The following is a 13577-nucleotide window of genomic DNA, read 5'->3' on the forward strand; positions in this document are numbered from 1 at the left end:
CACCTGCTCAATCATGATCGAAACTGACGCTCTTTCAGGCCCCCGCCTAGTCGCTACAACCTCTACCTCACCTCATGAAGAGGTCTATGAACGCGCGCTCAGGCCACGCCAACTCAATGACTATATAGGTCAGCAAAAAGTGCGCGCGCAATTGGAGATTTTTGTTCAAGCCGCCAGAAAACGCGCTGAAGCACTTGATCATGTGTTGCTCTTTGGGCCGCCAGGACTAGGCAAAACCACGCTAGCTCATATCATCGCGCGCGAAATGGGCGTCAATTTGCGGCAAACTTCGGGGCCAGTGCTTGAACGCGCGGGCGATTTAGCCGCTTTGCTCACCAATCTCGAAGCCAATGACGTGCTTTTTATCGATGAAATCCACCGGCTTTCTCCCGTCGTCGAAGAAATTTTGTATCCCGCACTCGAAGATTATCAAATTGATATTATGATCGGCGAGGGCCCTGCGGCGCGCAGCTTAAAACTGGATTTACAGCCTTTTACGTTGATTGGCGCAACAACGCGCGCGGGCATGTTGACTAACCCGCTCCGCGACCGTTTTGGCATTGTGGCGCGGCTTGAATTCTATGATGCGGCGGAACTTACGCAAATTGTCCGTCGCTCAGCGCAATTGCTCGAGGTGACCATCGCCGACGATGGCGCACTTGAAATCGCGCGGCGCGCGCGCGGCACACCGCGTATCGCAAACCGTCTCCTGCGCCGCGTGCGCGACTATGCGCAAGTCAAAGCAGACGGCGAGATTACCGCTGCTATCGCGGATGCCGCCCTTTCCATGCTAGATGTCGACCCAGTGGGCTTTGATCTGATGGATCGCAAATTACTTGAAGCCATTTTACATAAATTCGATGGCGGGCCCGTCGGCGTGGATAATCTGGCCGCGGCAATCGGCGAAGAGCGCGATACGATCGAAGACGTGCTTGAACCTTATTTAATCCAACAAGGCTTTTTACAGCGGACGCCGCGTGGGCGCATTGCGACCTTACTCACCTACCGGCATTTTGGGCTCGCTGCGCCTGACGGCGGACCCATTCGAGAATTTTGGGACACACAAAAGATTTAGCCGTTTAACACTTTTAGAAGTGGTACTAGGATGCGGTAAACAAACCATCTCGCAGATTATGCTACGGGTAATCGTATCCGAATACTTTTTACCCGAAGGCGCGGAAAGCCACCGCATGCATGAGGTGGCTGGAGCGCGCGGATGCCGTATGCGTGCGGTTTGCTTTTCTCCTTTTAGGCTAACACTGTCACGCGCGCAAAGCGCCGCTTGCCGACCTGCACAACATAGGTCCCAGCCTCTACTTTAAGCGCTTTATCAGACACCACTGCGCCGTCAATTCGCACCCCGCCTTGCTCAATATTACGCATGGCTTCTGTCGTTGACGGCGCTAAGCCTGCTTGTTTTAACAACGCGCCAATGGCCAGCGGCGCACCGTTTAGCGTGAGCGCCGGAATATCGTCCGGCACGCCACCCCGCGCGCGGTGATTAAACTCTTCCAAGGCGCGCTCAGCGGCGGTTGCTGAATGAAAGCGGGTGACTATTTCTTGCGCGAGCAAAACTTTAAAGTCGCGTGGATTGCGTCCCGCACTGGCTTCACCTTGAAACCCTTCAATCTCAGCTAAGCTGCGAAATGACAGCAACTCGTAATAGCGCCACATCAAGTCATCTGAAAGGCTCATCAATTTACCAAACATATCAGCTGGTTTTTCTTGAATGCCAATATAGTTGCCTTTGGACTTCGACATTTTTTCAACCCCATCTAATCCTTCTAGAAGAGGCATGGTTAAAATGCATTGAGGATCCTGTCCATATTGTTTTTGCAATTCACGCCCAACCAGCAGATTAAATTTCTGATCCGTGCCGCCTAGTTCAAGATCTGCTTTTAAAGCCACGGAATCGTATCCTTGCATCAACGGATATAAGAGTTCATGAATCGAAATCGGCGTATTACCTTGAAAACGCTGCGTAAAATCATCGCGCTCAAGCATTCGCGCCAGGGTATAACGCGAGGCAAGCTTAATCATGCCATCCGCTCCGAGCGCCATTGACCATTCACTGTTAAAGCGAATTTCAGTCTTAGCTCGATCTAATACCAACGAGGCTTGCTCAAAGTAAGTTTTTGCGTTGGCTTCGATTTGCTCGCGCGTAAGCGGTGGGCGAGTCACATTGCGCCCGGACGGGTCGCCAATGAGTGAAGTAAAATCGCCAATGAGAAAAATCACGGTATGCCCCAAGTCCTGCAATTGGCGCATTTTATTAAGCACCACCGTATGCCCTAAATGGATATCTGGCGCCGTCGGATCAAGTCCGAGTTTAATCCGCAAAGGTATGCCAGTGGCGGCGCTACGCGCAAGCTTTTGGATAAACTCGGCTTCGATCAAGAGTTCATCGCAACCGCGTTGCGTAATAGCCAGTGCGGCTTTTACTTCATCAGTAAGAGGCGCGGAAAGTGTGGATTGGGTAGGAGAATGCTGAGTCTTCACGCTAAATCAAATGGGTTAGTGAAAGTTATTGAAAAACCAAATAGACCAAATCGAGTATAGTGACACAAATTTTTTAAGGAGTGCATTTTGGCACAAAGTATTTATTTGGGCCTAATGTCTGGCACAAGTTTTGATGGCGTGGACGGGGTAGCCGTGCAGTTTGTACCAGGCCAGCCCCTACAGGTACTCGCTGCTTCAGCGCGCAGTTTTGAACCAGCGTTACGTGAAGCGCTTTTTGCCCTGCAAACTCCTGGGCATAATGAAATCGAGCGAGAAGCACAGATCGCCAATCAATTAGCCCATGACTACGCGCTAACCACCAACGAACTGCTCCAACAAGCCGCGCTAAAGCCTAGCCAAGTGCAAGCGCTTGGCGTGCATGGACAGACTATCCGCCATCAGCCTACCTTAGGCTATACCCGGCAAATTAATAACCCAGCGCGGCTCGCAGAATTAACCTCAATCGATGTAGTGGCCGATTTCCGTAGCCGAGATATTGCCGCAGGCGGACAGGGCGCACCCCTCGTTTGCGCCTTTCATGCAGTACAGTTTGGCGCTCCTGATGAAACTCGCGTGATTTGCAATATTGGCGGCATCAGTAATATCACAATTCTCGCAGCAGAGGAAACCACTGGTGGCTTTGACTGTGGCCCAGGCAATGCCCTCCTTGATTATTGGGCGAATTTGCATCTCGGCACCCCCTACGACACCAATGGCTGTTTTGCCTTAAGCGGAAAGGTCAATGAGAATTTGCTGCACACTTTGCTGGCTGGGCACTATTTTGCTCTCCCGCCCCCGAAAAGTACGGGACGTGAGCTGTTTAACTCCGCTTGGCTGAATATCCGCTTAGAAAAATTCGATACTTTGCCGCCTCAAGACGTACAGGCCACGCTCACTGCCTTGACTGCACATAGCATTGCGCGGGCCATCGCGCAGTTTGCCAGTAGATGCCAAGCCATTTACGTCTGTGGCGGTGGTGCGCGCAATCCCGCGTTGATGCAAATGCTAGGCGCCGCCCTGAGCACCGCAGGCCTGGCGCATGCCACCCTTTCTACCACCGATACGCTTGGCGTACCTGCGCAACAGGTTGAAGCCTGCGCCTTTGCATGGCTTGCCATGCGCTGTGTCACACGCGCCCCAGGCAACTTACCCTCAGTGACTGGCGCAGCCGGGCCGCGAGTACTGGGTGCGCTTTACCCACGCTAGGCTGCGTATGCGAAACAACTCGCAGTTTATTCCGTTCTATACATCTTCTTTATGTTCCGCAGAGAGACTCTCTTCGACGGGCATACAGGAGCAAAATAGGTTCCGATCGCCATAAGCATTGTCCGCCCGGCCAACAGGTGGCCAATATTTACGCTTTAACACTATCGGCTGCGGCCACACCGCTGCTTCACGCGAGTAAGTATGCGCCCAAGCGCTTGCGGTCGCCACTTGAGCCGTATGCGGCGCATTTTTAAGCAGGTTATCTACGCGATCAGCCCCACCTTCTTCAATCTCACGGATTTCAGCGCGAATTGCAATCATCGCATCGATAAAACGATCCAGTTCAGCTTTAGATTCCGATTCGGTGGGCTCGATCATGAGCGTACCAGGTACCGGAAAACTCATCGTCGGCGCATGAAAACCATAGTCAATCAAGCGCTTAGCCACATCTTCCACCGTAATGCCGGTGGCCTCCTTCAAAGGCCGTAGATCAAGAATACATTCGTGCGCCACTTTTGCTTGCGGGCCACTATACAGCAGCGGATAGTGCGCACCCAGCTTATGCGCCAAATAATTTGCCGCCAAGATCGCGCATTCAGTCGCCGCAGTCAGACCTGCTGCGCCCATCATGGCGATATACATCCATGAAATAGGCAAAATCGATGCCGAGCCATAGGGCGCAGCTGAAACGGCGCCTACTTCACCGGCCTGGCTTGGAGTCGTAACATGGCCCGGTAAAAATGGGACGAGATGCGCCGCCACGGCCACCGGTCCCACGCCAGGTCCACCGCCGCCATGCGGAATACAGAAAGTTTTATGCAAATTAAGGTGCGAAACGTCACCGCCAAACTGGCCGGGAGCGCATAAACCAACCATCGCATTCATATTCGCACCATCGATATAAACTTGGCCGCCATGAGTATGCACAATCTCACAAATTTCCCGCACATTACGCTCAAATACGCCATGCGTGGATGGATAGGTAATCATAATCGCAGCCAACTGCTGTGCGTATTGTGCGGCTTGCGCGCGTAGATCGGCCAGATCAATATCGCCATTTGCCGCGCAGCGCACCACCACCACCCGCATCCCCGCCATTTGCGCCGAAGCTGGATTAGTGCCATGCGCGGAGGCCGGAATCAGGCAAACATCACGCTGCGCTTGCCCACGCGACGCATGATATGCGCGAATCGCAAGTAACCCCGCATATTCGCCTTGCGAGCCCGCATTGGGCTGCAACGAGACTGCGGCATAGCCAGTGCAAGCAATCAGCATTTGCTCTAATTGCTCAATCATCGTCCGATAACCTACCGTTTGTGGCGCAGGCGCAAACGGATGTATCTGCGCAAATTCAGGCCAACTCAGGGGTAGCATTTCCGAGCTTGCATTCAGCTTCATCGTACAGGAACCCAGCGGAATCATCGTGCGATCAAGCGCTAAATCTTGATCCGCTAAGTTCCGTAGATAGCGCAGCATTTCATGTTCAGTATGGTAGCTGTTAAAGACCGGATGCGTTAAGTAATTGCTTTGGCGCAGCAACGAGGTCGGTAGGCGCGAACCCGTGGTAGCGTCCAGCGCCTCAATCTCGGGTAAAGAAAATCGTGCTACGGTCCCTACTGTGTCGTCTTTAACTGCTGCACTCAAGGGCTTAACTAAACCCTCTGCGGCTCGACTGACTAAGCCAAATACCGTCCATAGCTCAATCAAATCCGCACGCGTTGTGGTTTCATCGAGTGATACCCCGACTTGCGTTGCATTTATCCGCCGCAGATTGATTCCATGCCGCTCCGCTTGCGCATGCATTTTCTCCGTTAAAGCATCCGTCTTAATCGTCAGAGTATCAAAAGAGGTCTGATTCACCATCTCGAACCCGAGTTGCTCGAGCCCCGCGGCCAGAATGTCAGTTAAGCGGTGCACGCGCAAAGCAATCGCGCGCAGACCTGATGGACCATGGTAGAGCGCATACATACTTGCAATAATGGCGAGCAGCGCCTGCGCCGTGCAAATATTTGAGGTAGCCTTCTCACGGCGGATATGCTGCTCGCGGGTTTGCAGCGCAAGCCGCAACGCGGGGTTGCCTTGCGCATCCACCGTGACACCGACTAAACGCCCAGGTAAATGACGTTTATATTCATCGCGCACGGCAAAATAGGCCGCGTGCGGGCCCCCAAACCCCATCGGTACGCCAAAACGCTGTGTATTGCCGAGCGCAATATCGGCCCCCCATTCACCCGGTGGCGTTAATAATGTTAAAGCCAGCAAATCCGCGGCGACGGCGACCCGCGTTCCGGCCGCCTGGAGCGCCTTCACCAGCGCTTGATCATCACGCACTGCGCCATCCACCCCTGGATATTGCAGCAATACGCCGAACGCTTGGGCTTGCATAGCCGCCGCGGCAGGTCCGACGACGACGTCAATGCCTAACGCCTGCGCTCGCGTTTGCACAACCGCAATGGTTTGCGGCAACACGTCTTCAGCCACGTAGAATATTTTCGATTGGGTTGTACTAACACGCCACAACAAGCCCATTGCCTCAGCCGCCGCAGTCGCTTCGTCAAGCATCGATGCATTCGCCAATGCCAGGCCGGTTAAATCGGTGACCATCTGCTGAAAATTCAGCAAGGCCGTTAAGCGCCCTTGTGAAATTTCGGGTTGATACGGCGTATAAGCCGTGTACCAAGCCGGATTTTCTAGCACATTGCGCAAAATCACGCTGGGGGTATGCGTGCCGTAATAACCCTGACCAATAAAAGAACGCAATACCTGATTTTGCGCCGCCAATGCGCGCAGTGCAGCCAATGCCTGTGCTTCGCTTTTGGCTTCGCTGAAAGCGCCTAATGGCAATGCGTCATGGCGACGGATATCAGCGGGGACGACCACGTCGATCAAGGCTTTACGTGAAGTAAAACCAAGCTCAGCCAGCATTTGCTGTTGCTCGGCGTCACTTAAGCCAAGATGCCGTTTGGCAAAGCTGTCGTAAGCTTCGCACGCCTGAAGAGAAGTAGAAGAGTCGATTAAATTAAGGGAAAGAGGTTGCATCGGGAGTTGAATTGAGTTTCAGATTCTGCTTGATGGAGGCTATCGCAGAACTAATTAAGCGAATCCTACGCGGGACTCGCTATGCGAATTTAAAAACTGACTTTAACGCTTAAAGTCAGTTCAATTTTCTAGCAACTAACCGCCAATCGATTGACGGTATGCTTCAGCATCCATGAGTGAGGCAAATTCTGCCTCGCTAGAAGGCTTCATTTTTAATAGCCAAGCCGCATACGGATCAGCATTCACAGCGCCAGGTTCATCAGCCAACTGCTCATTTATTTCAAGTACCTCGCCAGATATAGGCGCGTAAATATCTGAGGCAGCTTTAACCGATTCAATCACCGCTAATGCTTTGCCAGCAGCAATTTCTGTGCCTTCAGTCGGCAATTCTAAAAAAACGATATCGCCCAACGCTTCTTGCGCATGGTCAGTAATCCCGATAGTGATAACGCCATCAGGCTCAACCCGCACCCATTCATGCGATGCCGTGTATTTTAAATCTGCTGGGAGTTTCATCTGTTATTCCTTTTGCTTAAATATGCGTCATCGGAAAATTTAACATCCATTAACTAACGCTTTGCCGTGACGTACGAAAGGCAGTTTCACAACCCGCGCAGCGCATGGTTTGTTACGAATTTGGACCTGCACCGTATCCCCTACCTGCACGCCTAACGGCAAACGCGCAAAAGCAATCGACCGTTGCAATAGGGGTGAAAATGTACCGCTTGTAATTTGCCCCGGCCCAGCTGCCGTCAACACCGTCTGCTGCGCCCGCAAAACACCGCCGGACTCGCACAGTATGAGCCCGGCAAAAACCGCCTGGCAACCCGCGTGTAATAGAGCTCTTTTACCCACAAAATCTCGCGCTGTTACTAGATCAACGGTCCACTCTAAGCCAGCATCCAGCGGCGAGGTATCCATGTCCATATCTTGGCCATATAAATTCATGCCCGCTTCAAGCCGCAGCATATCGCGCGCGCCCAAGCCACAAGGACGCGTACCAGCCTCAATCAGCTTCGACCACACAGCGCTTGCCGCCTCCGCCGCAAGCATCAGCTCAAAACCATCCTCGCCGGTATAACCCGTGCGCGCCAGCAACATTTCGCCATATGGCGTAGTTGGCGCAAGCGCAAACCCAAAAGGTTTTAGCGCTGCGGCCGCAGCACGCACAGCAGGCACTAAATTCAGAACTTTCTCACTGGCGTGTGGACCTTGCACAGCGATCATCGCCAAATCGCGCCGCGGCATCAGCGTCACGCCAAATTCACCTTCAGCGTTTAATTGGTTAAGCCAGACTATATCTGCTTCGGCCGTCGCCGCATTCACAACGATACGAAACAGATCTTCACGAATATAGTAAACGATTAAATCGTCGACTACACCACCCCGTGCATTGAGCATGCACGAATAAAGCGCGCGCCCCGGGATTTTGAGTTTGTCAATATTATTGGCGAGCGCATAGCGCAAAAAAACGCGCACATCATCACTGCCGACCGTACCGCCGATATCGACCACGCACATATGCGAGACATCGAACATGCCCGCCGTCGCACGCACCGCATGATGTTCATCAAGCTGAGAACCATAATGCAAAGGCATGGCCCACCCCCCAAAATCAACGATACGGGCGTTAGAGGCGCAATGCATGGCGTAAAGAGGCGTTTTTCTTAAATCGGTCATTCAGCACAGCCTAAGAATATTTAAATTCAGTATGCAATATTATACCGCTGAGGGCTGACCAAAGAAATGATCTGTGCTCACATCCTTACTTATGACCTTTTCCTTCTGCCGCAGTCATGGACGCAACCACATTCCATCGTCACGGCTGGATCACGCAGATTCCGCGCTATCTTTATATCGCAGTACTGAAAATCCCTTCTCAACTGGAAATGGAAGGGGTACTAGCCTTTGGCCGCCCCCGCACTTGGTATGCAAAATTTTCTCCATGGAGAGAAAATTTTATGGACTATCGGCTCTAACGCCAGAAAACGCTTTGCGTGATTGCTATTTATATGCCCACAAGACAGAGATGTGGTGTTTTGAAGAAGACGATCTGGATCTGCCAGAAAATGGCACGCCGCTAAAAACGCGTCTCGCGGGCAGCCCGTAAAAAACTATCCAGCAGCGGCGTGCAATCAAGTAACTCCGGCCCCAAAGCACGATGAAACTCAGGATGCCATTGCACCCCTACGACAAATGGCGCTTTGTTGTAACGCACCGCTTCAATGATATCGTCGCCCGCTGAGATGGCTTCAGCCGATAGATCGCGCCCCAGCGTTTTCACCGCCTGATGATGAATTGAATTGACGGTTGCATCACCCGCTGAAAATAGCTTAGAAAAGGATGAGCCAGTCGGAAAATTAACCGTATGATGATGCAAATCGTATCGATCGCTCACATGCACGCCAGCCGCAGGGACATCGCTTGCAATGTCTTGATATAAAGTCCCGCCAAAGGCAACATTAATCAACTGACAACCGCGGCAGATACCTAGTACAGGCTTGCCGGCCTCAATAAATTCGTGCAATAGCTCCAGCTCATACATATCGCGCACGCGATCCCCTGGCCACTCAGGGCGCGTCGCCTCAGGCGAGTACGATTGCGGCGAAACATCAGCGCCCCCTTGCAACACCAGTCCATCCAATTGCTTAGCGTAATCGCGTAGCCGGATATTGCTAGGATGTAACATGCCCTGCTGGCCCACGGTCGGAATCATAAACACTAATACATCACGCGACATCACCCAGTGCGCAATAGACTCTTCTAAATATTGCAAGGTTTTACCGCGTAGCCCCTTGCCGCCGGGTTCTGGATGAAAAATCCGCGCCGAGATACCGATACGCAAAGTCCGTTGTGTAATCTGCTGCGTGGCGCGGCCATATAACATACGCAAACGCGCGACGACACTACGTCCAAAGACCGACCAGGCTGAATCATTGTCTTTTGCATAAGAAGCTGCCGCAGAACCGTCTACCGCCAGGACGGGCAACTCAGCCGCCGCAGACACAGGTTTAGCTGACTCAACGGTGGTCGCAGAAGGTTCAACTACGGTCGATTTTGAGTTTTCGTTCATTACAAAATTGCCTATTCAAATGAGCTTTCTCTATTTTCTAGCGGCCGGTGGAAAAAACCACACGCTAACCATGGTCTTGATTATGATCAAAAGTTTCACGCAACACGATTTGCAATCTAGCGTGAACCCGCACAAACCAGCGCCACAGTACCACAAGTAAAAGCGCGGCGCAGGCTAAAACGGCAATCAATAAATCGACCGGAGGCAGAATCCGTCCGCTTAAAGCCACCACCCACAAAAATACGCCAAACATCGCGATCGCTGGCACAAGTTCAGCCAGCGCATAGCGAATACTGGTTGTAAAACGCCCCGTGACCGCTGGCCGCACGCTTATTTCAGCTAATAAAAGCGCCAGCGATTTAAGTTTGCGGTAGATGGCAACCAAAAAAGGCATTGAGATCGCAAGCGCGGCGCTCCACCACAAGACATTTTGAATACGCTCATCCGGCACTCGAGCGTTCACCCAGTCGTCAATACGGATCGCAAAATAAGAAACGCCAATAAATATGGCTGCAACCAGCGCGAGGTTAATCGCAATCTGTAGCACGATATTACGCACCACCCTAAACACCGCGGCATTATCGCCCGTGGGCTGCAAGTTGGATAACCATTGCGAGTAATTAGAAAACAAGCTGACAACTGGGCGCGGCAAAATATTTGCGATGCGTTGCGTCAACGGATCGGCAGCCCGAATCAGATAAGGCGTAAACAGAGTTGTCAGCGCAGAAACCGCAACTGCAACCGGATAAAGAAAATCACTGGTCACATGCAAAGACACACCCAACGCCGCAATAATGAACGAAAACTCGCCAATTTGCGCCACGCTCATCCCGACTCTCATTGACGTGCGGCCATCGCATCCCGCGACGAAGGTGCCGAGCCCGCAGGTGAGAATTTTGCCGAATACCACCGCCACCGTAATTACCGCAATCGGCCCCGCATGATCCACCAGCGCGCGCAAATCCAACATCAGCCCGATCGTCACGAAGAAGATTGCGCTAAACATATCGCGGAGCGGCGCCACCACCCGCTCAATCGAATGTAGCGGACGAGATTCAGCCATAATTGCGCCGATTAAGAAGGCCCCAAGCGCAATACTATAATCCAGTTTAACGACGATTAAGCAAAACCCAAAGCACAAGCCAAGCACTGTAATCAGCAACATTTCATCGCGTTTAAAACGCGCCACATATTGCAATAAGCGCGGCACGAGCAGTAGCCCAAGCACCAATGATACGACCATAAACAACATGAGACGCGCAAGCGTGATCACCACACTGCCCGCATCCACCGAACCACTGCTCGCAATCCCTGAAAGCAACGCAATCATCGCTATGGCAAGGATATCTTCAACAATTAAGATACCAAATACCGTTTGCGCAAAACGCTCACGCTTTAAACCCAGCTCATCCAGCGCTTTGACAATAATGGTCGTAGACGAAATGGCCAGCATGGCGCCAAGAAAAAGCGCATCCATGGTTTTCCAGCCAAAAGCACGGCCTATTTCATAGCCGAGCCATAGCATCAAAACAATCTCCGACAATGCGGCAACAATCGCGGTTGCGCCAACTTTAACCAGCTTGCGCAAACTGAATTCAAGCCCGAGCGAAAACATCAGGAAGACCACGCCAAGCTCGCCTAGCGTATGAATCGAGGTCTCATCGCCAATTAACTCAAACGGTGGCGTGTGGGGCCCAATAATGACCCCCGCGGCAATGTAACCCAACACCACCGGCTGCTTAAAACGATGGAAAAGCACGGTGACGATCCCCGCGATCAACATGATCACAGCCAGATCATGAATAAAACCAATGGTATGCTGCATGCAGTATATGTCCTTGAAGGCAGATACAATAATGTAATCAGATTAAGCCACAGCGCTAAAAAACAGCGCTCATTCCCGAACTATAGCTTAAGCGAACAGTGATTGTGGCCACTTCGCGTTACAATAGTTTTTAATTTAGCGATTCCATTTTATCCATTTTCATGAATCCAAGATTCGATTGGCTCCGTTCACCACGTTTACTCGGGCTAGGCGGCCTAATCAGTATCGCATTTCTAAGCGGCGCATTTTATCTTCAATTTTTTGAAAACGAGGCCCCGTGCCCGTTATGTATCTTGCAGCGCTATGCATATATATTGATTGCACTTTTTGCGCTAACCGGCGCTAGCGTACGCCAGCGCCGTCTGAACTTAGCGCTCCACGTACTCACGCTCATTGCAACTATCGGCGGCATCGTTGCGGCCGTGCGCCAAATCTGGGTACTTAAACATCCATTTTTTAGCTGTGGTTTCGATATTTTACGCCCGCTTGTCGATAACCTTCCGCTGGCCTGGATTCTACCATCAGCGTTTACCGCCAGCCGGTTATGCGAGGTGCCCTATGCGCCGATTCTCGGGCTTTCGCTGCCAACTTGGTCGTTAATCGGCTATTTGTCGATCTTTGCGCTGGTGAGTCTTAGCCTTTTTTCATCACGCAAACTTGGCAGAGCGGCAAAAAGCTCGTTATAATCGCCGCTCTTGCCGGAATAGCTCAGTTGGTAGAGCAGCGCATTCGTAATGCGAAGGTCGGGGGTTCGACTCCTCTTTCCGGCACCATTTATCCTCAGCAATAATCACCAAACTCCCCTGCAAAACCAAACAGACAATACGATACGAGTTGACTCGAATGTCGGCCTATTAACGCGTACGTGTCTTAACGTCTGCTAAAGGTGCATAAAGAGTAAATTTTTTAAAACTGTCGATAATCGGGCATTATGTTTAATCGGCGACGGACAATTTGGCGCGGAAGGCCTTCCAACGGTCTTTCGCGCCGACCGGTCGATGCCCGACGGTCGGCTCAGGCTCACTCAAAGCATACTGCGCGCCTCTGAGTCAACAGCGCTCGATTCACCTCGCTTAAGCCTTTCACTCTGTCCAATAATGCCCCCTGCACGGTCAGAACGTCATGCCCTGAACTCCAGTGCAGCACCACTTTATAGCCTGCTGGGTCTTGTTTCACTGCCCACGTCCGCACGGACTTATCTGCGCTACCGGTCACTAGATAGGTGCCGTCGGGCGTCGCTTTCCACGCAACGCTATTGACCGCCCCGGCAAATCCTTGAATCACCTTGAGACATTTACCCGAGGACAAGTCCCACAGCCGCACCGTATTGTCCCAACTGCCCGAAGCGATCTGCAAACCGCTCGGCGAATACACCACGCTCATAACAGAGCCGGTATGTCCTTCTAAAGTGTGCCCGAGAGTTCCTCTTTCCGCGTCCCACAGCCGCACTGTCTTGTCCTGACTGCCCGAGACGATCTGCTTCCCGTTCGACGAATACACCACGCTATAAATAATGGAGGTATGTCCTTTTAAGGTGTGCACAAGGGCTCCACTGTGCGTGTCCCACAGACGAACCGTATGGTCCTGACTGCCCGAGGCGATCTGCAAACCACTCGGCGAATACATCACGCTAGTAACATCCCAGGTATGTCCTTCTAAGTTGTGCCCAGGGGCTCCGCTGTGCGCGTCCCACAGCCGCACCGTATGGTCAGAATTGCTCGATGCGATCTGCGTTCCGCTCGGCGAATACACCACGCTAGTAACCCAGTTTGCATGTCCTTCTAAGGTGTGCTCAAGGGCTCCGCTGTGCGCGTCCCACAGCCGCACCGTATGGTCATAACTGCCCGAAGCGATCTGCCTGCCGCTCGGCGAATACACCACGCTACTAACATTCCTGGTATGTCCTTCTAAGGTGTGCCCAAGGACTCCGCTGTG

Annotated in this window: 9 protein-coding genes, 1 tRNA gene and 1 pseudogene; 5 read left to right on the plus strand and 6 right to left on the minus strand. The window is 52.2% G+C overall.

Features of this window, described 5'->3' with window-relative positions; translation table 11 throughout:
• The first annotated feature begins 13 nt into the window (after positions 1 to 13).
• Complete coding sequence (gene ruvB / locus MCB1EB_RS09950; RefSeq protein ID WP_026921410.1) at positions 14 to 1075, plus strand: Holliday junction branch migration DNA helicase RuvB; 1062 nt, start codon at positions 14 to 16, stop codon at positions 1073 to 1075.
• A 173-nt stretch (positions 1076 to 1248) separates the two neighbouring features.
• Here the strand turns inward: ruvB and tyrS are convergent, their stop codons facing one another.
• Positions 1249 to 2499 carry a tyrosine--tRNA ligase gene (gene tyrS, locus MCB1EB_RS09955; protein WP_026921411.1) on the minus strand — a complete coding sequence of 417 codons (1251 nt, stop codon included), beginning with the start codon at positions 2497 to 2499 and terminating at the stop codon, positions 1249 to 1251.
• An 84-nt stretch (positions 2500 to 2583) separates the two neighbouring features.
• Here tyrS and MCB1EB_RS09960 point away from each other — a divergent pair, with 84 nt between their 5' ends.
• The gene (locus MCB1EB_RS09960) at positions 2584 to 3705 is read left to right on the plus strand and encodes an anhydro-N-acetylmuramic acid kinase (protein WP_045364679.1); all 1122 of its coding nucleotides are present in this window, start codon (positions 2584 to 2586) and stop codon (positions 3703 to 3705) included.
• A gap of 36 nt (positions 3706 to 3741) precedes the next feature.
• Here the strand turns inward: MCB1EB_RS09960 and gcvP are convergent, their stop codons facing one another.
• The 3 genes from gcvP to gcvT all read right to left on the minus strand — a co-directional run bounded on the left by gcvP (position 3742) and on the right by gcvT (position 8424).
• Positions 3742 to 6744: an aminomethyl-transferring glycine dehydrogenase gene (gcvP, locus tag MCB1EB_RS09965; RefSeq protein WP_045364677.1), complete on the minus strand. Its 3003-nt coding sequence runs from the start codon at positions 6742 to 6744 to the stop codon at positions 3742 to 3744.
• A gap of 135 nt (positions 6745 to 6879) precedes the next feature.
• Positions 6880 to 7260 carry a glycine cleavage system protein GcvH gene (gene gcvH, locus MCB1EB_RS09970; RefSeq protein WP_045364673.1) on the minus strand — a complete coding sequence of 127 codons (381 nt, stop codon included), beginning with the start codon at positions 7258 to 7260 and terminating at the stop codon, positions 6880 to 6882.
• Between the two features lie 39 nt (positions 7261 to 7299).
• Positions 7300 to 8424, minus strand: a complete 1125-nt coding sequence (gene gcvT, locus MCB1EB_RS09975; protein WP_045364672.1) for a glycine cleavage system aminomethyltransferase GcvT — start codon at positions 8422 to 8424, stop codon at positions 7300 to 7302.
• Between the two features lie 116 nt (positions 8425 to 8540).
• Here gcvT and MCB1EB_RS09980 point away from each other — a divergent pair, with 116 nt between their 5' ends.
• Positions 8541 to 8723 carry a hypothetical protein gene (locus tag MCB1EB_RS09980; protein ID WP_045364668.1) on the plus strand — a complete coding sequence of 61 codons (183 nt, stop codon included), beginning with the start codon at positions 8541 to 8543 and terminating at the stop codon, positions 8721 to 8723.
• 101 nt (positions 8724 to 8824) lie between these two features.
• On the opposite strand, the pseudogene MCB1EB_RS09985 reads toward MCB1EB_RS09980, so the two are convergent.
• Both MCB1EB_RS09985 and MCB1EB_RS09990 read right to left on the minus strand, forming a co-directional pair.
• A pseudogene (locus MCB1EB_RS09985) lies at positions 8825 to 9688 on the minus strand (gamma-glutamyl-gamma-aminobutyrate hydrolase family protein); the annotation flags it as partial.
• A 193-nt stretch (positions 9689 to 9881) separates the two neighbouring features.
• Positions 9882 to 11642, minus strand: coding sequence for a cation:proton antiporter (locus MCB1EB_RS09990; RefSeq protein WP_045364665.1), 1761 nt, complete (start codon positions 11640 to 11642; stop codon positions 9882 to 9884).
• A 161-nt stretch (positions 11643 to 11803) separates the two neighbouring features.
• On the opposite strand from MCB1EB_RS09990, the gene MCB1EB_RS09995 reads away from it, so the two are divergent.
• Complete coding sequence (locus MCB1EB_RS09995; RefSeq protein ID WP_045364662.1) at positions 11804 to 12328, plus strand: disulfide bond formation protein B; 525 nt, start codon at positions 11804 to 11806, stop codon at positions 12326 to 12328.
• A gap of 11 nt (positions 12329 to 12339) precedes the next feature.
• Positions 12340 to 12415, plus strand: a tRNA-Thr gene (locus tag MCB1EB_RS10000).
• Positions 12416 to 13577: the final 1162 nt, after the last annotated feature.

Origin of the sequence: Mycoavidus cysteinexigens (genome assembly GCF_003966915.1) — a bacterium.
GTDB classification, from domain to species: domain Bacteria; phylum Pseudomonadota; class Gammaproteobacteria; order Burkholderiales; family Burkholderiaceae; genus Mycoavidus; species Mycoavidus cysteinexigens.